The sequence below is a fragment of the Ruegeria sp. BF8 genome (assembly GCF_056538625.1).
In genome coordinates this window covers 381,046-400,482 of the sequence record NZ_JBQFTL010000002.1, presented here as the reverse complement: position 1 = coordinate 400,482, position 19,437 = coordinate 381,046, and the positions used below count along the sequence as shown (strand labels likewise).

Genomic DNA, 19,437 nt, shown 5'->3' with positions numbered 1-19,437 from the left:
AGACAGCCATGCTTGACGCAAGCGAAACCAAGACCGTCACCTTCAACCTGAACGGCGAAGACGTGACCGTGCCTCAGGGCACCACGATCTGGGAAGCGGCCAACGGCAAGGGCCTGGTTATCCCGCACCTGTGCCACAAACCCGCGCCGGGCTATCGCCCTGACGGCAACTGCCGCGCCTGTATGGTGGAAGTCGAGGGCGAGCGCACGCTGGTCGCCTCGTGCATCCGTCCGGCGGCCGAGGGGATGGTGGTGAAAACCGACACCGACCGCGCCGAGAAATCCCGCGCGCTGGTGATGGAACTGCTGGTGGCCGATCAGCCCGAGCAGCCGCACGATGCATCCAGCCATTTCTGGGACATGGCCAAGCTGAACGATGTCAGCGACAGCCGCTTTCCGGCGAAAGAGCCTGAGAAGATCCCGCTGCTGGATGACAGTCATGTGGCGATGCGGGTCAATCTGGATGCCTGCATCAACTGCAACCTCTGCGTCCGTGCCTGCCGCGACGTGCAGGTGAATGACGTGATCGGCATGGCCGGTCGCGGGCATGCCGCGCAGGTGGTGTTTGACCAGAACGACCCGATGGGCGAGTCGACCTGCGTCGCCTGCGGCGAATGCGTTCAGGCTTGCCCCACCGGCGCGCTGATGCCGGCCACCGTGCTGGACGATCAGCAGCGCGGCGACAGCAAGGATTACGACAGCGAGACCGAAAGCGTCTGCCCGTTCTGCGGGGTGGGCTGCAAGGTCAGCCTCAAGGTCAAGGACGGCAAGGTCAAATATGTCGAGGGCATCAACGGCCCCGCCAACGAGGGCCGACTGTGCGTCAAGGGCCGGTTCGGGTTCGACTACATCCACCACCCGCACCGCCTGACCAAGCCGCTGATCCGGCGCGAGAATGCGCCACCCAAGGGGTTGAACGTCGATCCCGCCGACTGGAGCACCCATTTCCGTGAGGCAACCTGGGACGAGGCGCTGGACCTGGCCGCCAAAGGGCTGATGAAGCTGCGGGATGAGGATCCGCGCAGCGTGGCGGGCTTTGGCTCGGCCAAATGCACCAACGAAGAGGCCTATCTGTTCCAGAAGTTCATCCGCCAGGGCTTTGGCCACAACAACGTGGACCACTGCACGCGGCTGTGCCATGCCTCCTCGGTGGCGGCGCTGATCGAGAACGTGGGCTCGGGCGCGGTGACCGCGACCTTCAATGAGATCGAGAATGCCGATGTGGCCATCATCATCGGCGCCAACCCGATCGAGAACCATCCCGTCGCGGCCACCTATTTCAAGCAGTTCGCCAAGCGCGGCGGCAAGCTGATCGTGATGGACCCGCGCGGTGTGGGCATGCGTAAATTTGCGACCGAGATGCTGCAGTTCCGGCCGGGCGCCGATGTCTCGATGCTGAACGCGATCATGAATGTGATCGTCGAGGAAGAACTGTATGACAGCCAGTACATCTACCGCTGGACCGATAACTGGGAGGCCGAGAAGGAGCACCTGCGCCAGTTCACCCCCGAGAAGATGGCGCCGATCTGCGGCATCGAGCCTGATCAACTGCGCCGCGTGGCCCGGATTTTCGCCAGCGCCAAGGCGGGGCTGATCTTTTGGGGCATGGGCGTCAGCCAGCATATCCACGGCACCGACAATTCGCGCTGCCTGATCTCGCTGGCGCTGATGACGGGCAATGTGGGCAAGCCCGGCGCGGGTCTGCACCCGCTTCGGGGGCAGAACAACGTGCAGGGGGCGTCGGATGCCGGCCTGATCCCGATGTTCCTGCCCGATTACCAGTCGGTCACCGATGACGCCGTGCGGGCCAGGTTCAGCCAGGTCTGGAACTCGGGCGATTTCTCGAACGAGAAGGGCCTGACCGTGACCGAGATCATCGACCACGCCTATGCGGGCAAGATCAAGGGCATGTACATCCTGGGTGAAAACCCGGCCATGTCCGACCCCGACGTGCACCACGCCCGCGAGGCGCTGGCCAAGCTGGATCTGATGATCGTGCAGGACATCTTTTTGACCGAGACGGCGAATTATGCCGACATCATCCTGCCGGCCTCGGCGCTGTATGAAAAGAACGGCACGGTGTCGAACACCAACCGTCAGGTGCAGCGCGTGCGCCCCGCGGTGCCGCCGCCGGGCCAAGCGCGCGAGGATTGGGCGATCACCGTCGATCTGGCGCAGCGCATCGGGCTGAACTGGGATTACAAGGATGTCGCGCAGGTGTTCAACGAGATGAAGCTGACGATGGCTTCGCTGGACAACATCACCTGGGAGCGGCTCGAGACCGAGAGCATTACCTATCCGTCGCTGTCCGAGACCGATCCGGGCCAGTCCATCGTGTTCGGCGACGGCTTCCCGCGCCCGGATGGCCGTGCAAAGTTCACTCCGGCCAGCATCATCCCCCCGGATGAGGCCCCGGACGAGGAATTCCCCATGATCGCCACTACAGGGCGGCAGCTGGAACACTGGCACACCGGGTCCATGACCCGTCGTGCCAAGGTTCTGGACGCGGTCGAACCCGAGGCGAACTGTTCGATGAACCCGCGCACGCTCAAGCTGATGGGGATCGAGCCAGGCGAGATGGTGCGTCTGACCACCCGGCGCGGCTCGATCGAGATCATGGTGCGTGCCGACCGGGCGATCGCCGAGGACATGGTGTTCATCCCCTTCGCCTATGTCGAGGCGGCGGCGAACATCCTGACCAACTCGGCCATCGACCCCTATGGCAAGATCCCCGAGTTCAAGTTCTCGGCCATCCGCGTGGACAAGATCGAGGGCGCCATCGCGGCCGAGTAACGACTGCCACCACTCACCAAAACCCTGAAAAGGCGGGCCTGCGTGCCCGCCTTTTTCTTGGCTTGACAGATGCTTGCAGCCAGCCAACCCTTGGGCCGCGCAATCCCGGAGGAGTTCATGGCCCGCCGTTTCGTCGATCTGTCCGTCCCGCTGGAATCCGGCATCGTGTCGGACCCGCCGATCATGCTGCCTCAGATCGAATACATGAGCCACGACCAGACGGCCGAGCAGGTGATGGCCTTTTTCCCCGGTCTGAAGAAAGAGGACCTGCCCGGCGGCGAGGGCTGGGCCATCGAACGGCTGCAGATCGCCACCCATAACGGCACCCACTTGGACGCGCCGTACCATCACCACTCGACCATGAACCGGGGCGAGCAGGCGATCACCATCGACGAGGTGCCGCTGGAGTGGTGCATGAACCCGGGCGTGAAGCTGGATTTCCGGCATTTCGAGGATGGCTACGTCGTCACCGCCGCCGATGTCGCAGCCGAGCTGAAGCGGATCGGGCATGACCTGCGACCGCTGGATATCGTCGTGGTCAACACCTCGGCCGGCACCTGTTATGGCCAGCCGGATTACCTGATGAAAGGCTGCGGGATGGGGCGCGAGGCCACGCTGTACCTGACCGAGCGCGGCGTGCGCGTGACTGGCACCGACGCCTGGAGCTGGGACGCGCCCTTTCCGCTGACCGCGCAGGAATACGCGGAAACCCATGACCCCTCGATCATCTGGGAGGGGCATCGCGCGTCGATGGAGATCGGCTATTGCCACATGGAGAAGCTGACCAATCTGGAAAGCCTGCCGCCCACGGGGTTCGAGATCTCGTGCTTTCCGTTCAAGATCAAGGGCGCCTCGGCCGGGTTCATCCGCGCGGTGGCGATCTTCGAGGAGGAAGACGACGAATGACCCGGGAAAACGAGCCTTTGGGAGGCCATGACGGCCCGTACCCCGCACCGGTCGAAATCACCGGTTTCACGGTCCGGCCCGACTGGATCGACTATAACGGTCACATGAATGTGGGGTATTATGGCGTGGTGTTCGATCTGGCCTTTGAACGGCTGCTGGTCGATCATCTGGGCTTGGGCGAACCGCAGGTCGCGGCGCTGGAGCAGGGGCCGTACATCCTGCAGTCGCACCTGCATTTCCTGCGCGAGGTTCGCGAGGGCGAGGCGCTGGTGTTCCGGTTTCGGATGCTGGACGCCGATCACAAGCGTGGTCACTATTTTGCGCAGATGGTGTCGGCCGAGGATGGCGTGGTCTGTGCCACCCAAGAGGCCCTGGTCATGAATGTCAGCCACACAACAGGCCGGTCGGTACCCTATCCGGACTGGGCCGCGGCGCGGCTGGCGCGAATGGTGTCCGACCATGCCACATTGCACCCCGAGCCGCAGATCGGCAGACCAATCGGCATTCGGCGCAAATAGCCTGGGGATGGCCTTAGTTGCCAGAATTCCAGGAGCGGGCTACGCTGACCATCCGGTTCGGGCTTGGTCACGGGAGGGCAACCAAATGTGGATCTTGAGGAAATGCGCGCAGGCGCCAGCCTGTATATTGGCGGCATCGCTGATCGTCTTGCCTGCGTCAGCTGCTTTGGCGGACAAGAAAAAGGAAGAAGATGCGCTGAAGGGCGCCCTGATTGGCGCTGGCGTCGGAGCGTTGATCGGAGATGGCAAAGGCGCGGCCGCAGGTGCAGTTGTCGGTGCCATCATTGGGGCAAACCGCAAGTGACGGGGGTGTCCAAGATTGACCGCCCTCAGCAAGGAGCCCTGATGCGACTGCTTGATTTCAAACCTGTTCTGGCTGGCTTGATCCTTCTTCCGTCCATCGGCATGGCGGACGAAGCCGCAGACAAGATGGCGCAAGACGCACTTCCGCTGATGTACCATACCTGCGCTTCGGTCATCGAAGAGGCTAATGGGAATGATGAATACGTTTTCGACGTCGTCAGAAAGATGACCGCTCTTTCACTCTACAACCGTCAGGTTAATATCGAAGAGTTTGCATCCTCGGACGAAGAAAAGGCCAAGCTGCGTGAGGCTTTTCTTTCAGCCTTGACCGAAGGTTGCGCAGGCGATGAGGATGCCCTGTTGGGTGGTGTCGTCGACGATGCCGTTAGATCAACGCTTGGGCTGTAGGGGCTGGGCTCAATAGTGCGGTGGGCGCTCGTCGCCCAGAATGACTCCGCCGGATCCTTCCTGCGCACGTTCGGCTTCGCGCTGCATCAACATCGCCACGCGGCGGGTCAGGCGGTCGATTTCGTCCTGCTGCTTGGCGACCACCATGCTCAGGTCATCTACGGTGCGGGTCAGATGGGCAATTTTTTCTTCCAGATGCTGCATCGCTGGGGCTCCTGTGATCTGGTGCGGTCATACCGCTGTGGCGCGCGCAATGCCAGCGCTGGCTTGCCCCGACCCAGACCATGGGATAGACCGCGCGCGCAAGTGATGAAATCCCAAGGACGCCCCACATGGCCAAGCCCAAGAAACAGCCCCGCCCCAAGGCCGTCACGCCGAAAGGGTTCCGCGACTATTTCGGCCAGGAAGTCACGCAGCGCACCGAGATGCTGCGGACGATTGCGGACGTCTATCATCGCTATGGGTTTGACGCGCTGGAAAGCAGCGCCGTGGAAACGGTCGAGGCGCTGGGCAAATTTCTGCCCGACGTCGATCGCCCGAACGAAGGCGTGTTCGCCTGGCAGGAGTTTGACGAGGGCGGCAACGGCGACTGGATGGCGTTGCGCTATGATCTGACAGCACCTTTGGCCCGGGTCTATGCCCAGCACCGCAACGACCTGCCCACGCCCTATCGCCGCTATGCGATGGGGCCGGTCTGGCGCAACGAAAAGCCGGGGCCGGGGCGGTATCGCCAGTTCTATCAGTGTGATGCGGATACTGTGGGTACGGCTAGTATGGCCGCCGATGCCGAAATCTGCGCCATGCTTTCCGACACGCTGGAGACCGTGGGCATCCCGCGCGGCGACTATGTGGTGCGGGTCAACAACCGCAAGGTCCTGAACGGCGTGCTCGAGGCCATGGGCCTCAGCACGGACGCGGCGGCGCGCGACGACGTTCTGCGCACCATCGACAAGTTCGACAAAGTGGGCGAGCAGGGCGTGCGCGAGTTGCTGACCAAGGGCCGGCTGGACGCCTCGGGCGCGTTCATTGACGGGGTGGGCCTGTCCGACGATCAGGCCGAGCCGGTGATCGCCTTCCTGACATCCAAGGCTGATGACGCCGCCGGAACGCTGGCTAACCTGCGCGCGGCCGTGGGCGACAGCAAGATCGGCGCCGAAGGCATCTCCGAGCTGGAACAGATCGGCGAGCTGCTGGCCGCGGGCGGCTATGGCGCCGATCGCATCCAGATCGACCCCTCGGTCGTGCGAGGGCTGGGATACTACACCGGTCCGGTCTACGAGGCCGAGCTGACCTTCGAGATCTTCGACGAAAAGGGCCGCAAGCGGCAGTTCGGTTCGGTCTCGGGCGGCGGGCGCTATGATGATCTGGTGAAGCGTTTCACCGGACAGGAAGTACCCGCGACGGGTATCTCGATCGGGGTCGACCGGTTGTTGGCCGCGCTGCGCGAAAAAGGTCGGATCAAGTCACATGACACCGGGCCGGTCGTCGTGACCGTGATGGACCGGGACCGCATGGCCGACTATCAGGCGATGGTGGCCGAACTGCGCAATGCCGGCATCCGCGCCGAGGTTTACTTGGGCAACCCCAAGAATTTCGGCAATCAGTTGAAATACGCGGACAAGCGGAACTCGCCCGTCGCGGTGATCGAGGGCGGGGACGAGAAGGACCGTGGCGTGGTTCAGATCAAGGACCTGATCCTGGGCGCCAAGATCGCCGAGAGCGCCACGCTCGAGGAATGGAAGGAACGCCCCAGCCAGCTCGAGGTGCCGCGCGGTGATCTGGTCGCCAAGGTGCGCGAGATTCTGGACAGTCAGGACTGAGCCATGCCCAACCGATCCCAGATCCAGGCTCGGGCCGCGATGATGCGCGTGCGTTTCGAGGCCGCCGGGGCGCAAGTCGTCGACCCGCCGCTGCTGCAATCGGCCGAAACGCTGCTGGACCTTTATGGCGAGGACATCCGCGCGCGCGCCTATGTCACCTCGGACGCGCTGCGCGGCGAACAGATGCTGCGCCCGGATTTCACCCTGCCGGTGGTGCAGATGCACATGCGCGACGGGGCAGAACCGGCGCGCTATACCTATTCGGGCGAGGTGTTCCGCCGTCAGGAACATGACCCCGACCGCGCCAATGAATACATCCAGGTGGGCTATGAGGTCTTTGACCGCGACGACCCGGCAGGGGCCGATGCTGAGGTGTTCTCGCTGTTTGCCCTGCAATTGCGGGGCCTGCCGCTGCGCGCGGCGACCGGCGACATCGGCATTCTGACCGCGGCCGTACAAGGCCTGCGCACCTCCGACCAACGCAAGGCCGCGCTGATGCGCCATCTGTGGCGTCCGCGCCGGTTCCGGTCTCTGCTGGACCGGTTCGCGGGCCGCAAGCCCGAGCCGGACCACCGCGCCGCTTTGCTCGGGGCGGCAGACCCGATGGCCTGCGACGCGCCGATGATCGGCAAGCGCCGACCGGCCGAGATCGTCGCCCGTATCGACGCCCTGCGCGCCGACCGCGACACACCGCCGATTTCCGACACGGAAATGGCCGGGCTGGACTCGCTGCTGGGTGTGCGCGAGACCATGCCCTATGCGCTGGAGCATCTGCGCGACATCGCCGTCGATCTGCCCCAGATCACCCCCGCGCTGGACCGGCTCGAGGCGCGGATTGCCGCCCTGCAGGCGCGTGGCGTTGATGTCAGCAAGCTGGATTTCGAGGCCTCGTATGGGCGCACCTCGATGGAGTATTACGACGGGTTCGTCTTCGGCTTCTACGCCGAGCGCCGCCCCGACCTGCCGCCCATCGCCACCGGCGGGCGCTATGACGCGCTGACGCGGCGGCTGGGCAACGGGGCCGAGATCCCGGCGGTGGGTGGCGTGCTGCGCCCCGACCTGATGCTGGAAATCGAGGAGGCGGGCCAATGACCCTGAAGCTGGGCGTGCCGTCCAAGGGGCGGCTGATGGAGAAAACCTTTGCCTGGTTCGCCCGCCACGGGATCGAGCTGTCGCGCGCCGGGTCCGACCGGGAATATGCCGGCAAGGTTGATGGGATCGAGGATGTCTCGCTGATCCTGCTGTCGGCTGGAGAGATCCCGCGCGAGCTGGCTGCCGGGCGGATTCACCTGGGCGTGACCGGCACTGACCTGGTGCACGAGAAACTTCCGCGCTGGGAACAGCAGGTCGAAGAAATCGCGCCGCTGGGCTTTGGCCAGGCCGATCTGGTGATCGCGGTTCCGGCCTGCTGGGTCGATGTCGAGACGCTGGATGATCTGGACGCCGCCGCCGCCGCCTTCCGCGCCGCGCACGGACACCGCCTGCGGATCGCCACCAAGTACCACCGTCTGGTGCGCGAGTTCCTGACCGATTCCGGGGTTGCCGACTATACGCTGGTCGACAGCCAGGGGGCGACCGAGGGCACGGTGATGAACGAAACCGCCGAGGCGATTGCCGACATCACCTCGACCGGTGAGACCCTGCGTGCCAACCACCTCAAGATCCTCTCGGATGGATTGATTCTGCAATCGCAGGCCACTTTGTGGCGCAGCCGGGTTGCGGAGTACGGGGCCACTGAAAAGGCTGCTCTGGCAGAAGTGATGCGCCGTCTGGACTGAGGTCAGAGCACGCCGATCTCGGCCAGCGCGCGGTTCAGATCCTCGGGCAGGGCGTCGTCCTGCGCGCGGCTTTCGGGCAGGTCTGCGGGGCTGTCCTCGGGTTTCAGATAGCGCCAGCCTTGAAACGGCCGTTTCTGCGCGCCCTGGGTGCGGTGGATCTGCGGGTCCAGCACGATGGCGCAGCGGCGGATGCCATCCTCACCCGTCACCTCGTCCAGCCGCAAAATGCGCTGGCGGCACTGGATGACACCCTTGATGACCCAGAAGATCGATCCGCCGTTCAGAATCTCGGGCTCGCGCTTGGGCCACATGCGGGTGATGTGGCGGGGCAGGCCGTCCGCGAACCGCCGGCGATAACTGTCCTGCCAGGCGATCAGGCTGTCAACGCTCTCGGACCCGACCGAGAGTTTCACGAGGTTGATGTACTTATCCACAGCTTTCCCACAGAGTCGTCCCACGGACCATCTTTATATTGTAGCTTACCGTTGCGCGCTATCAAGCTGTTGTGGTTCGGCGCTGGTTTGGTCTAATCTGGATGCCTCTTTCAAGACAGGGAATCACCAATGAGCCGCTTTGCCGCCCCCATCGCCGAGCAGATCTGGGACATGAAATACCGCTTCAAGAAGGCGGATGGCACGCCGATCGACAAGTCGGTCGAGGATACGTGGCGGCGGATTGCGCGCGATCTGGCACGGGTGGAAAAGGACCCCGCGCACTGGGAACAGAAGTTCTACGAGGCTCTTGAGGACTTCAAATACCTGCCCGCCGGGCGGATCACGGCCGGAGCAGGCACCGCGCGGCAAGTGACCCTGTTCAACTGTTTCGTCATGGGCACGATCCCCGACAGCATGGGCGGCATCTTCGACATGCTGAAAGAGGCCGCGCTGACCATGCAGCAGGGCGGGGGGATCGGCTATGATTTCTCGACCATCCGGCCGCGCGGCGCGGATGTGCATGGGGTGGCCGCCGATGCCTCGGGGCCGCTGTCGTTCATGGATGTGTGGGACGCGATGTGCCGCACCATCATGTCGGCCGGCTCGCGCCGGGGCGCGATGATGGCGACCATGCGCTGCGACCACCCGGATATCGAACAGTTCATCACCGCCAAATCCGACCCGGCCCGGCTGCGCATGTTCAACATGTCGGTGCTGGTGACCGATGCCTTCATGGAGGCGGTCAAAGCCGATGCTTCGTGGGATCTGGTCTTTGACGGCAAGGTCTATCACACGGTGCAGGCCCGCGATCTGTGGAACAAGATCATGCAGGCCACCTATGACTATGCCGAGCCGGGCGTGATCTTCATCGACCGGATCAACCAGGCCAACAACCTGAGCTATGCCGAGACCATTGCCGCCACCAATCCGTGCGGGGAGCAGCCCCTGCCGCCATATGGCGCGTGTCTGCTGGGCTCGATCAACCTCGCGCGATTGGTAGCTGAACCTTTTGAGGATGCGGCACACCTGGATGAGGCCGCATTGCAGGATCTGGTCGCTACCGCCGTACGCATGATGGACAATGTGGTCGACGCGTCGAAATTCCCGCTGCCGGAGCAGGCGGCCGAAGCGCAAGCCAAACGCCGCATCGGGCTGGGTGTGACAGGTCTGGCCGATGCATTGTTGATGAAGGGCCTGCGCTATGGCTCGGACGAGGCGGCGCGTCAGACCGAGCGCTGGCTGCACGCGATCGCCCGCGCCGCGTATCTGGCGTCGGTGGACTTGGCCAAGGAAAAAGGGGCGTTTCCCGTGTTCGATGCCGAGAAATACCTGGCCAGCGGCACCATGCAGCAGATGGATGACGATGTGCGCGAGGCCATCCGCGAGCATGGGATCCGCAATGCTCTGCTGACCTCGATCGCACCCACCGGGACGATCTCGCTGTATGCGGGTAACGTGTCGTCGGGGATCGAGCCGGTCTTTGCCTATGCCTACACCCGCAAGGTGCTGCAGAAAGACGGATCGCGCACCGAGGAAGAGGTGGTGGACTATGCCGTTCAGATGTGGCGCGACAAGTTCGGCGACGTCGAACTGCCCGACTTTTTCGTGAACGCTCAGACCCTGACCCCGGCCGAGCATGTCAAGATGCAGGCGGCCGCCCAGAAATGGATCGACAGTTCGATCTCGAAGACGATCAACTGCCCCGAGGACATCTCGTTCGATGCCTTCAAGGACGTGTACATGCAGGCCTGGGATCAGGGCTGCAAGGGCTGCACCACCTATCGCCCGAACGACGTGACCGGCTCGGTTCTGACCGTCTCGGAAAGCGACGACAAGGTGCCGGGCGAAAGCGCCGATGCCCCGCACGAGGTGGACGGCGGCGACGTGATCTACATGTCCGAACCGCTGGACCGGCCGCAATCGCTTGAGGGTTCGACCTACAAGCTGAAATGGCCCGACAGCGAACACGCGATCTATTTGACGATCAACGACATCGTCATCGGTGGCCGGCGGCGTCCGTTCGAGGTGTTCATCAACTCGAAGAACATGGAGCATTACGCTTGGACGCTGGCTCTGACCCGGATGATCTCGGCCGTGTTCCGGCGCGGGGGCGACGTGTCTTTCGTGGTTGAGGAACTGAAGGCCGTGTTCGACCCGCGCGGCGGGGCCTGGGTGCAGGGCAAGTACATCCCCTCGATCCTGGCGGCCATCGGCGGCGTGATCGAGCAGCACATGATCGCGATCGGGTTCCTTGAGGGGGAAGGGATGGGGCTGAAGTCCGACCCGCAGGCGCAGGTGGTCAACATGGATGCCCCACGCGGCAAGGCCTGCCCGTCCTGCGGCCAGTATGACATGGTGATGATCGAGGGCTGCATGACCTGCCGCAGCTGCGGACACTCGAAATGCGGTTGACGAGTGCCACATAACTGTCGTTAAAGTTGTATTGTGTTTCGCTGGAGTCTCAATTTGATTTGACTCTCCGGCAACATTCTCGTGAAAGCTGCAATTCCGTCTCTTTTCCGCCGGATTCATCGTTGATACACCGCTAGTGTACGGGGTGATGAGTTTGAAAGGTCGGGCGGGCAGATGACAGCCGGGTATAACGGTCGCGTAGCAGTATTTTGGTCCCAGACGGAAATTGACGGGCTTGAAGCAGCGCCTGTGGCAGATTTGGCCATTGGAGCGTCTTGGTCGTGGCATGGGTGCATGACACGCTTGCCGGACTGTAACGCGGAATATTCCGTTCAGACTGGACATGATCAGGCGTTGATGGCGCTGGCCGGGCATGGCCCTGAAGCTGCAACGCTGAAGCCGATCGCCACGCTTGCAGTTATCTCATTGACGAATGGGGCGCAGACCTACGAGGCCGAGTTGACGTTGGTCGAGGGTCAGAAAGACGCGGTTTTTCTGTTCCAAAATGGCTGCCCCGCGCGGGGTCAGGACTTCTGGGTGTGCGCCGTCGAAGAATATGCCGAAGCAAGCCAATCGGATGCAGGCAATGTCGTTTCCTTCCCAACGCATCGCAGGTCGACGGAGCAAACGTTGGTTCTTGCGCCGCATTTGGCTGCGACCGCCGCTGAATAGACGGCCCATTCCTTAGGAACTATTTTTTCGTCCGCGCATCGCCGCGTGTTGACTCTGGACTGTTCGCAGATATAAGCGCGGCTTCATTGGTGTTGGTGGCCCCCGCAAGGGGATGCCTGTCATGGGGGAAACCTCAAGAGGACAACGCCCTTCATAGTGGCCCCGCGGGGCCTCGACCTAACGAAGGAGATCAGCCGTGACCAAACGCACGTCTGCCAAGTACAAAATCGACCGCCGGATGGGCGAAAACATCTGGGGTCGTCCGAAATCCCCGGTCAACCGTCGTGAATACGGCCCCGGCCAGCACGGCCAGCGCCGCAAGGGCAAGCTGTCGGACTTTGGCCTTCAGCTGCGCGCCAAGCAGAAGCTGAAAGGCTACTACGGCGACCTGACCGAGAAGCAGTTCCGCCGCATCTACGCCGAAGCCGAGCGTGTGAAGGGCGACACCGGTGAAAATCTGATCGGCCTGCTGGAGCGTCGTCTGGACGCTGTCGTCTACCGCGCCAAGTTCGTGCCGACCGTGTTCGCCGCACGTCAGTTCGTGAACCACGGCCACGTCAAAGTGAACGGCAAGCGGGTCAACATCCCCAGCTACCGCGTCAAGGAAGGCGACGTGATCGAGGTCCGCGACAAGTCCAAGCAACTGGCCGTCGTTCTGGAAGCCGTTGGCCTGGCCGAGCGTGATGTTCCGGATTACCTGGAAGTCGACCACTCGAAGATGACCGCGACCTTCGTGCGCACCCCGTCGCTGGGCGACGTGCCGTACCCGGTCATGATGGAACCGAACCTGGTCGTGGAATTCTACGCGAAGAACTGATCTTCGCAGACAGTTTTAGAAAACGGGCCGTACCTGCGAAGGTGCGGCCCTTTTTCATGGCAAGCACTCAGATCGGCAAAGGGCGGTCTTCTGCGATCGCCTCCATCGCGAAATACGAGGTCACGCTGTCCAGTTCGACCTTCTCGATCAGGCGCTGATAGACTTTGTCATAGGTCGCCATATCCTGTGTCACGACCCGTAGCTGATAGTCGTAGTCGCCGCCGATACGGTGGAAATCCACGACTTCCGGAATGGTCAGGACATGGCTGCGAAAGGCCTGCAGCCACTCGGCCGAGTGGTGACGCGTGCGCAGCATCACGAAGACCACCAGGTTCAGCCCCAGTTTTTCGCGCATGATCCGAGCTGTCGACCCTGTCAGGACGCCTGCATCGTTCAGCGCCTTCAACCGCCGCCAGCAGGCGTTTTGCGACAGGCCGACTCGCTCGGCCAGTTCGCGCTGGGAAAGGGTTGCGTCTTTTTGCAGTTCGCGCAGAAGACGCTTGTCAATTTGATCTATTTTTTCATTCATTGCAGATCATATGACCCAAAAATTTAATAATTCAAGCAAAGATAGGTGAAGTATACTCAGCTCAAGTAGATCATATTGGAAAGTGCAATATGGAGCCAATGACATGACCCTGTCCCATTTTCGTGCAGAAATCCAAGCCGCCACTCACAATTCGACCCTGCGCGACGGGCTGATCGGAGAGAACGTTCTGATCCCGGGTCTGCATGGGGACGTGCCGCTTGTGTACGCGGACTACGTTGCCTCGGGCCGCGCTTTGCGGCAGGTCGAGGATTTTGTGGCCCAGCATGTGTTGCCTTTCTATGCGAACAGCCACACCGAGGCCTCCTATTGCGGTTCCTACATGACGCGACTGCGCCGCGAGGCGCGCGCGGAAATAGCCCGCATCGTTGGCGCGAGGGGAGATGACGCGGTGATCTTCACCGGGTCCGGTGCCACTGCGGGGCTCAACCGGCTGGTCAGTTTGATGGGAGTGCAAGAGGCTGACCGGCCGGTTGTCTTGATCGGTCCGTACGAGCACCATTCGAACATCCTGCCCTGGCGCGAGAGCAAGGCGCAGGTCATCGAGATCCCCGAAGGCCCCGAGGGCGGGCCGGACATGGCGGTGCTGGAACAGACGCTGATCGAGCATTCGGATTCGGATCTGGTGATCGGGTCATTCTCGGCGGCGTCGAATGTCACGGGCGTGATCACCGACCCTGATCCGGTGACGCGGCTGCTGAAACGGCACGGGGCGCGCGCGGTCTGGGATTATGCCGGGGGCGGGCCCTACCTGCCGATGGATATGGGGCCGGACGATGCGCGCAAGGATGCCATCGTCGTGTCTCCGCACAAGTTTCCGGGCGGGCCGGGGGCTTCGGGCGTTCTGATCGTGAACCGGGGCGCCGTGCGCCGCACCTGTCCTAGTTGGCCGGGCGGGGGCACGGTCAGCTTCGTTTCGCCCTGGCGCCACGACTACAGCACCGATCTGGCCACCCGCGAAGAGGCCGGAACCCCGAACGTGATCGGAGATATCCGCGCGGCGCTGGCCTTTATCGTCAAGGATGCCGTGGGTACCGACGAGATCGCCCGGCGCGAGGCGCTGTACAACCGCATGGCGCTGGATGGGTGGCGTGACAACCCGAACCTGACCCTGCTGGGGGTGGACCATCCTCACCGCCTGCCGATCTTTTCCTTCCTGGTGCGCGACAACACCGGGCAGCCGGTACACCAACAGCTGTTCACACGGATGCTCAGCGACATCTACGGCATTCAGGCGCGCGGCGGGTGTGCCTGCGCGGGCCCCTATGCGCATCGGCTGCTGGGCATCGACAAGGCGGCCTCAGAGGCGCTGCACGCGGCGTTGTCGGCCGGAGAAGAGATGAAGAAACCGGGTTGGGTGCGGCTGAACTTCTCGTACATGATGACCGAGGACACGGTTCAGTTCATCATCGACAGCGTCAACGACCTGTCGCGCCGTACGCAGGAATACGCCCCGTTCTACGCCGCCGATCCGGCAACCGCCCGCTTCAAGGCGGCGTGACGGAATTGCCGCTTTTCCCAAGGCCTTGAGACCTGTATGAGGGGCGCAACCAACGGAGCCCCTCATGAACAAGATCACCCCGCAACCCGGCATCATGGATATCGCGCTGTATCAGGGCGGTCAGTCGCATGTCGAGGGCGTGGAAAACGTCATCAAGCTGAGTTCCAACGAAAACCCTTTTGGCCCCAGCCCCAAGGCGATCGAAGCCGTGCGCGACAGCGCCACGATGCTGCATCGCTATCCGGTGACCGATCACTACAACCTGCGCGCGGCGATCGGCGAGCGGCACGGGCTGGACCCCGACCGGATCATTTGTGGCGTGGGGAGTGACGAGGTGCTGCAATTCGTGGCCCAGGCCTATGCCGGGCCGGGCGACGAGGTGATCCATACCGAGCATGGATTCTCGATGTATCCGATCATCGCCCGCATGGCCGGCGCGACTCCGGTCGAGGTGCCCGAGCGCGAGCGCAAGATCGATGTCGATGCGATCCTGGCCGCGGTGACCGACCGCACCCGGATCGTGTTCGTGACCAACCCGGGCAATCCGACCTCGACCATGATCTCGGACGCCGAGCTGACGCGCCTAGCCGAGGGCCTGCCGCAGACCTGCCTGATGGTTCTGGACGGCGCCTATGCGGAATTCGTGGCGGGCTTTGACGGCGGCGCCGGTCTGGTGGACCGGTTCGACAACGTGATCATGACCCGGACCTTCTCGAAGATTTACGGGCTGGGCGGGATGCGGGTCGGCTGGGGCTATGCGCATCGCGAAATCATCGACGTGCTGAACCGCGTGCGCCAGCCCTTCAACCTGTCGCTGACGGCCATCGCCGCGGCCGAGGCCGCCGTGGCCGATGTGGAATATGTCGAATTCTGCCGGGCCGAAAACGCCCGTTTGCGCGAATGGCTGTCGGCCGAGCTGGCCAAGATCGGCGTTCCGTCCGATCCGTCCTGCACCAATTTCATCCTCGCGCGGTTCTCGGATCAGGCCGAGGCCGAGGCCTGCGACGCCTATCTGCAATCGAAAGGTTTGATCGTGCGCCGGGTTGCGGGCTACAAGCTGCCCAACGCGCTGCGGATCACCGTGGGCGACGAGAAGGCCTGTCGCCGCGTGGTTGCGGCCATCACCGCGTTCAAAGGGGGCGCCGCATGAGCCAGATCTATGACCGCGTGGCGCTGATCGGGTTGGGTCTGATCGCCTCGTCGATGTACTGGGCGATCAAGCGCGCCGGCTTGGCGGGCGAGGTGACCGGCTATGCCCGGTCCGAGGCCACCCGGGACACCGCGCGGCGCATCGGTCTGTGCGACCGGGTCTGCGACACCGCGCAAGAGGCGGTCGAGGGTGCCGATCTGGTCGTGCTCTGCGTGCCGGTGGGCGCAATGGGCGCCGTCGCCAAGGACATCGCGCCGGTGCTCAAGCCCGGCGCAACCGTGTCGGATGTCGGTTCGGTCAAGCGGCACGTCATTGAAGACGTTGGCCCGCATATTCCTAAAGGCGTGCATTTCGTGCCCGCCCACCCGCTGGCCGGGACCGAGCATTCCGGCCCCGAATCCGGTTTTGCCGAGCTGTTCGACAACCGCTGGTGCCTGCTGGTTCCGGTTGAAGGGTCTGATCCCGAGGCCATCGCCCGCTTGCGCGCCTTGTGGGAAGGGATGGGATCCAATGTCGACGAGATGGATGCCGATCACCATGATCTGGTTCTGGCCGTCACCAGCCACGCGCCGCACCTGATCGCCTATACGATGGTGGGCGTCGCCGACGACCTGCGGCGGGTCACCGACTCCGAGGTCATCAAGTACTCGGCCGCCGGTTTCCGTGATTTCACCCGGATCGCGGCCTCGGACCCGACCATGTGGCGCGACGTGTTCCTGACCAACAAGGACGCGACGCTGGAAATCCTCGGCCGTTTCACCGAAGAGCTGTTTGCCCTGCAGCGCGCGATCCGCACGGGCGACGGTCAGCACCTGTTCGACTATTTTACCCACACCCGCGCAATCCGGCGCGGCATCATCGACGCGGGTCAGGACACCGACGCTCCTGATTTCGGGCGCGTGAAGGCCAAGTCATGAAACTGATCAAAGGCAAAGCTCTGACGGTTATAGCGATGGTATGGGCCGGCGCAGCCACTGCATCGGCCCCCGACACATCACCGGTTCCGGTTGCGCGGCCATCCCCGGTGTCAGAGCTGGTGCAGGCCGCTTATGTCCCGGCAAGTCCGGCGACGCCGATCGCTGTACCAGCGAAGATGCGACCCGTGGTGCGGCCCGTATCCCCTCAGGTGCTGGCCGTGGCAGCGCGCCCGGCCGACCTTCCGCTGCTTGGACCGGATACCTCGCTCAAACCCTATCTGCGGCCCGAGGCGTTGGAACAGCAAGTCCTGTTCAAAAAGCGAAAACTGCGCAAAGGATCGGTGTGCGGTGACATCGCCATTCAGGGCAAGGCCGTGGGCTCGGTTCCCGGCAAGATCAAAGCCTGCGGGATCAAGGATGCCGTCCAGATCACATCGGTGTCAGGCGTGGTTCTCAGCCGCCCATCGACGATGGATTGCGGCACGGCGATCGCATTGAACAAATGGGTCGACAAGACCGTCAAACCGACGTTCAAACGGCGCGGTCCAGTTGTCGAATTGCAGGTTGCTGCGCACTACGCTTGCCGTACCCGGAACAACCGGAAAGGTGCCAGGATCTCGGAGCATGGCAAGGGTCGGGCCATTGATATCTCGGGGTTCAAAATGGCCGATGGCGAGGTGGTGACGGTTCTGGACGGTTGGCGCAAGAACCCCTCGAAGAAACAACTGACCAAGATCTGGCGCGGAGCGTGCGGGCCCTTCGGCACGGTTCTTGGCCCGAATTCAGACCGCTATCACCAGAACCATTTCCACCTTGATACCGCCCGTTACCGCAGCGGACCCTACTGCCGCTAACGCAGGATCAGACGCGGGGCCGGGCCCAACGGCAACGGTCCCAAAGCCACGAACCCGTCGCGGAAATTCAGCTGCAGGTCCAGCGCGTTGGGGTTGCCCCCCAGACCTGCCAGCAGGTTCAACGCCCGCGTGACCGGATCAACGGCCTGATCGGGCAGGGCACCTGCAGCATTGGCCATGGCAATCATGTCACGCCAGTTCTCGGCTTTAACCGCAATCTCTCCGACCGGAATGCCCTGTTCATCGACCTCCAGTTCGCCGGTTGCAAACAGACGCAATTCGCCCCATTGCACCTCGGCAAGATGCAGGTCGATCAAACGAGGTTGAGGGCGACGTTCTTCCAGCGCGGAACGGTCCCAGGTTTTGTCGAAGGTGACATTCATATCCAGTTCGAGTGTATCGAAGGCTTGGGGCAGCGAAGCAGCCGTTCGCATCAGCGCGCGCAGGTCTTCACCGGGCGTGAAGGCATCCGAACTGACCCCGATCGCATAGCTCTCGGGCTGGGTGCCTTGTTCCATGACCAGGGCAAGTGACTGGCCGGCAGCCATGTCGGTTCCGTCCTGGGTCACCGACCAGTTGCCCGATGTCAGGGCCATCTTCTCCAGCTCCAGCGCGACGCCCGGACGCAGATTCAGTTCTGCCTGAAGGCTGTCGGCCAGGATGATTGCGGTCTGGTCGAAATAGGATAGCCGCTGCGGCGTATCCGCAAAGCGCAAGATCTGTCGTCCGGGCCAGATGGCGGGGCTTTCGAATTCGATCCAATCCGCGCTCCAGGCTGTGCCGTTCACCGGATCGGCCAGCGCGACACTGTTCAAGCGGGTCACGTGGTGCAGCGGAAATCCGGCGATTTCCACGTCGGAATAGTCGGCCTGCCATCCAAGATCCTGCTGATGCGCGAACCAACCGGTGATGGCGCTGCGCAGCCCATACCCGGCTATGGCCCAATACCCGCCCCAGAGGATGGCCAGAAATATGAACACTCGTACCAGTCGGCGCATCGCAAATGGCCCTTTTTCCTGCCTTGGAATTGATGTTTATAGGCCTAAACGGGCAAGGACCAGAACTATGACGATGTGGGTATTCGGATACGGGTCGCTGTTGTGGAATCCGGGCTTTCCGGTGGCCCGGCGCGAGCAGGCTACACTTCACGGCTATGCGCGGTCATTCTGCATGCGGTCGATCCATCACCGCGGAACCGAGGAGAACCCCGGACTTGTCCTGGCTTTGGACGAACACCCGGATGCCCGTTGCAAGGGCTTGGCGCTGGCGGTCGAACCAGGCCATGAGGACCGCACCCTCGAGGAACTGCGCGAGCGTGAACTGATCTCGTCCGCCTACGTGGAGAAGATGCTGGATGTGCATCTGGACAGCGGCCAGACGGTGACGGCAGTGACCTATGTGATCGATCCCGACCACGTGCAGTATTGCGGGGGTCTGCCGCTGGAGGAGCAGGCGCAAATCATCGCGCAGGCCGTGGGCGGCCGCGGCCCCAACCCCGAGTATCTTTACAATACCGCTGAACACCTGTCCGAGATCGGGTTGCACGACCCGGATCTTGAGTGGTTGGCGCAACGTGTGCGCAGCCTGACCGCATAAACCCTTGGCCTT

The 19,437-nt window shown here is 62.9% G+C and carries 20 protein-coding genes; 16 read left to right on the top strand and 4 right to left on the bottom strand.

Translation table 11 applies throughout. The annotated features are described in order from the left end of the window. The first annotated feature begins 8 nt into the window (after window positions 1-8). The 5 genes from fdhF to ACR0LD_RS09510 all read left to right on the top strand — a co-directional run bounded on the left by fdhF (window position 9) and on the right by ACR0LD_RS09510 (window position 4,927). On the top strand, window positions 9-2,792 hold the full coding sequence (gene fdhF, locus ACR0LD_RS09530) for a formate dehydrogenase subunit alpha (RefSeq protein ID WP_480636624.1): 2,784 nt from the start codon (window positions 9-11) through the stop codon (window positions 2,790-2,792). 117 nt (window positions 2,793-2,909) lie between these two features. Continuing rightward, a complete protein-coding gene (locus ACR0LD_RS09525; protein WP_480636622.1) occupies window positions 2,910-3,698 on the top strand; it encodes a cyclase family protein in 789 nt (262 codons plus the stop codon). Further along, window positions 3,695-4,216 carry a thioesterase family protein gene (locus tag ACR0LD_RS09520; RefSeq protein ID WP_480636620.1) on the top strand — a complete coding sequence of 174 codons (522 nt, stop codon included), beginning with the start codon at window positions 3,695-3,697 and terminating at the stop codon, window positions 4,214-4,216. Before ACR0LD_RS09525 ends, ACR0LD_RS09520 begins: the two co-directional genes overlap by 4 nt. An 85-nt stretch (window positions 4,217-4,301) precedes the next feature. Further along, window positions 4,302-4,520 carry a YMGG-like glycine zipper-containing protein gene (locus ACR0LD_RS09515; RefSeq protein WP_244952316.1) on the top strand — a complete coding sequence of 73 codons (219 nt, stop codon included), beginning with the start codon at window positions 4,302-4,304 and terminating at the stop codon, window positions 4,518-4,520. A 41-nt stretch (window positions 4,521-4,561) separates the two neighbouring features. Continuing rightward, the gene (locus ACR0LD_RS09510) at window positions 4,562-4,927 is read left to right on the top strand and encodes a hypothetical protein (RefSeq protein WP_480636618.1); all 366 of its coding nucleotides are present in this window, start codon (window positions 4,562-4,564) and stop codon (window positions 4,925-4,927) included. A 9-nt stretch (window positions 4,928-4,936) separates the two neighbouring features. Here ACR0LD_RS09510 and ACR0LD_RS09505 read toward each other — a convergent pair whose 3' ends face one another. After that, complete coding sequence (locus tag ACR0LD_RS09505) at window positions 4,937-5,131, bottom strand: SlyX family protein (protein WP_170357101.1); 195 nt, start codon at window positions 5,129-5,131, stop codon at window positions 4,937-4,939. A 128-nt stretch (window positions 5,132-5,259) separates the two neighbouring features. On the opposite strand from ACR0LD_RS09505, the gene hisS reads away from it, so the two are divergent. The 3 genes from hisS to hisG are packed head-to-tail and all read left to right on the top strand — an operon-like array spanning window position 5,260 to window position 8,525. After that, the gene (gene hisS / locus ACR0LD_RS09500; RefSeq protein WP_480636616.1) at window positions 5,260-6,747 is read left to right on the top strand and encodes a histidine--tRNA ligase; all 1,488 of its coding nucleotides are present in this window, start codon (window positions 5,260-5,262) and stop codon (window positions 6,745-6,747) included. Between the two features lie 3 nt (window positions 6,748-6,750). Next, window positions 6,751-7,839, top strand: a complete 1,089-nt coding sequence (locus ACR0LD_RS09495) for an ATP phosphoribosyltransferase regulatory subunit (RefSeq protein WP_170390873.1) — start codon at window positions 6,751-6,753, stop codon at window positions 7,837-7,839. Next, the gene (gene hisG, locus ACR0LD_RS09490) at window positions 7,836-8,525 is read left to right on the top strand and encodes an ATP phosphoribosyltransferase (protein ID WP_480636614.1); all 690 of its coding nucleotides are present in this window, start codon (window positions 7,836-7,838) and stop codon (window positions 8,523-8,525) included. Before ACR0LD_RS09495 ends, hisG begins: the two co-directional genes overlap by 4 nt. 2 nt (window positions 8,526-8,527) lie before the next feature. Here the strand turns inward: hisG and ACR0LD_RS09485 are convergent, their stop codons facing one another. Next, complete coding sequence (locus tag ACR0LD_RS09485; RefSeq protein WP_170365387.1) at window positions 8,528-8,959, bottom strand: DUF1489 family protein; 432 nt, start codon at window positions 8,957-8,959, stop codon at window positions 8,528-8,530. A 129-nt stretch (window positions 8,960-9,088) separates the two neighbouring features. Between ACR0LD_RS09485 and ACR0LD_RS09480 the strand changes: the two genes are divergently transcribed. The 3 genes from ACR0LD_RS09480 to rpsD all read left to right on the top strand — a co-directional run bounded on the left by ACR0LD_RS09480 (window position 9,089) and on the right by rpsD (window position 12,860). After that, window positions 9,089-11,371, top strand: a complete 2,283-nt coding sequence (locus ACR0LD_RS09480; protein WP_480636612.1) for an adenosylcobalamin-dependent ribonucleoside-diphosphate reductase — start codon at window positions 9,089-9,091, stop codon at window positions 11,369-11,371. 294 nt (window positions 11,372-11,665) lie between these two features. After that, window positions 11,666-12,043 carry a hypothetical protein gene (locus ACR0LD_RS09475; protein ID WP_170369696.1) on the top strand — a complete coding sequence of 126 codons (378 nt, stop codon included), beginning with the start codon at window positions 11,666-11,668 and terminating at the stop codon, window positions 12,041-12,043. Between the two features lie 196 nt (window positions 12,044-12,239). Then, the gene (gene rpsD, locus ACR0LD_RS09470) at window positions 12,240-12,860 is read left to right on the top strand and encodes a 30S ribosomal protein S4 (protein ID WP_170357108.1); all 621 of its coding nucleotides are present in this window, start codon (window positions 12,240-12,242) and stop codon (window positions 12,858-12,860) included. 67 nt (window positions 12,861-12,927) lie between these two features. Here the strand turns inward: rpsD and ACR0LD_RS09465 are convergent, their stop codons facing one another. Then, complete coding sequence (locus tag ACR0LD_RS09465; protein ID WP_170357109.1) at window positions 12,928-13,389, bottom strand: Lrp/AsnC family transcriptional regulator; 462 nt, start codon at window positions 13,387-13,389, stop codon at window positions 12,928-12,930. A 103-nt stretch (window positions 13,390-13,492) separates the two neighbouring features. Here ACR0LD_RS09465 and ACR0LD_RS09460 point away from each other — a divergent pair, with 103 nt between their 5' ends. From ACR0LD_RS09460 to ACR0LD_RS09445, 4 genes are all read left to right on the top strand, one after another. Continuing rightward, the gene (locus ACR0LD_RS09460) at window positions 13,493-14,908 is read left to right on the top strand and encodes an aminotransferase class V-fold PLP-dependent enzyme (protein ID WP_170404904.1); all 1,416 of its coding nucleotides are present in this window, start codon (window positions 13,493-13,495) and stop codon (window positions 14,906-14,908) included. Between the two features lie 64 nt (window positions 14,909-14,972). After that, window positions 14,973-16,058: a histidinol-phosphate transaminase gene (gene hisC / locus ACR0LD_RS09455; RefSeq protein ID WP_480636609.1), complete on the top strand. Its 1,086-nt coding sequence runs from the start codon at window positions 14,973-14,975 to the stop codon at window positions 16,056-16,058. Continuing rightward, complete coding sequence (locus tag ACR0LD_RS09450) at window positions 16,055-16,975, top strand: prephenate/arogenate dehydrogenase family protein (protein WP_170369690.1); 921 nt, start codon at window positions 16,055-16,057, stop codon at window positions 16,973-16,975. The genes hisC and ACR0LD_RS09450 overlap by 4 nt, the downstream gene beginning before the upstream one ends. Next, the gene (locus ACR0LD_RS09445; protein WP_170371726.1) at window positions 16,972-17,829 is read left to right on the top strand and encodes an extensin-like domain-containing protein; all 858 of its coding nucleotides are present in this window, start codon (window positions 16,972-16,974) and stop codon (window positions 17,827-17,829) included. Before ACR0LD_RS09450 ends, ACR0LD_RS09445 begins: the two co-directional genes overlap by 4 nt. Here ACR0LD_RS09445 and ACR0LD_RS09440 read toward each other — a convergent pair. Beyond that, window positions 17,826-18,827 carry a DUF2125 domain-containing protein gene (locus ACR0LD_RS09440; protein WP_170357114.1) on the bottom strand — a complete coding sequence of 334 codons (1,002 nt, stop codon included), beginning with the start codon at window positions 18,825-18,827 and terminating at the stop codon, window positions 17,826-17,828. The two genes, ACR0LD_RS09445 and ACR0LD_RS09440, sit on opposite strands and share 4 nt — an antisense overlap. Before the next feature lie 67 nt (window positions 18,828-18,894). On the opposite strand from ACR0LD_RS09440, the gene ACR0LD_RS09435 reads away from it, so the two are divergent. Continuing rightward, a complete protein-coding gene (locus tag ACR0LD_RS09435) occupies window positions 18,895-19,425 on the top strand; it encodes a gamma-glutamylcyclotransferase (protein ID WP_170390882.1) in 531 nt (176 codons plus the stop codon). Window positions 19,426-19,437: the final 12 nt, after the last annotated feature.

Excerpts from the sequence above, each read along its gene's own strand:
- fdhF (WP_480636624.1), top strand. The coding sequence starts at position 9 with ATGCTTGACGCAAGCGAAACCAAGACCGTCACCTTCAACCTGAACGGC.
- ACR0LD_RS09475 (WP_170369696.1), top strand. The coding sequence starts at position 11,666 with ATGACACGCTTGCCGGACTGTAACGCGGAATATTCCGTTCAGACTGGA.
- ACR0LD_RS09450 (WP_170369690.1), top strand. The coding sequence starts at position 16,055 with ATGAGCCAGATCTATGACCGCGTGGCGCTGATCGGGTTGGGTCTGATC.
- ACR0LD_RS09510 (WP_480636618.1), top strand. The coding sequence starts at position 4,562 with ATGCGACTGCTTGATTTCAAACCTGTTCTGGCTGGCTTGATCCTTCTT.
- hisC (WP_480636609.1), top strand. The coding sequence starts at position 14,973 with ATGAACAAGATCACCCCGCAACCCGGCATCATGGATATCGCGCTGTAT.
- ACR0LD_RS09525 (WP_480636622.1), top strand. The coding sequence starts at position 2,910 with ATGGCCCGCCGTTTCGTCGATCTGTCCGTCCCGCTGGAATCCGGCATC.
- ACR0LD_RS09445 (WP_170371726.1), top strand. The coding sequence starts at position 16,972 with ATGAAACTGATCAAAGGCAAAGCTCTGACGGTTATAGCGATGGTATGG.
- ACR0LD_RS09460 (WP_170404904.1), top strand. The coding sequence starts at position 13,493 with ATGACCCTGTCCCATTTTCGTGCAGAAATCCAAGCCGCCACTCACAAT.
- ACR0LD_RS09515 (WP_244952316.1), top strand. The coding sequence starts at position 4,302 with ATGTGGATCTTGAGGAAATGCGCGCAGGCGCCAGCCTGTATATTGGCG.
- hisS (WP_480636616.1), top strand. The coding sequence starts at position 5,260 with ATGGCCAAGCCCAAGAAACAGCCCCGCCCCAAGGCCGTCACGCCGAAA.
- ACR0LD_RS09440 (WP_170357114.1), bottom strand. The coding sequence starts at position 18,827 with ATGCGCCGACTGGTACGAGTGTTCATATTTCTGGCCATCCTCTGGGGC.
- ACR0LD_RS09465 (WP_170357109.1), bottom strand. The coding sequence starts at position 13,389 with ATGAATGAAAAAATAGATCAAATTGACAAGCGTCTTCTGCGCGAACTG.
- hisG (WP_480636614.1), top strand. The coding sequence starts at position 7,836 with ATGACCCTGAAGCTGGGCGTGCCGTCCAAGGGGCGGCTGATGGAGAAA.
- ACR0LD_RS09435 (WP_170390882.1), top strand. The coding sequence starts at position 18,895 with ATGACGATGTGGGTATTCGGATACGGGTCGCTGTTGTGGAATCCGGGC.
- ACR0LD_RS09520 (WP_480636620.1), top strand. The coding sequence starts at position 3,695 with ATGACCCGGGAAAACGAGCCTTTGGGAGGCCATGACGGCCCGTACCCC.
- ACR0LD_RS09505 (WP_170357101.1), bottom strand. The coding sequence starts at position 5,131 with ATGCAGCATCTGGAAGAAAAAATTGCCCATCTGACCCGCACCGTAGAT.
- ACR0LD_RS09495 (WP_170390873.1), top strand. The coding sequence starts at position 6,751 with ATGCCCAACCGATCCCAGATCCAGGCTCGGGCCGCGATGATGCGCGTG.
- ACR0LD_RS09480 (WP_480636612.1), top strand. The coding sequence starts at position 9,089 with ATGAGCCGCTTTGCCGCCCCCATCGCCGAGCAGATCTGGGACATGAAA.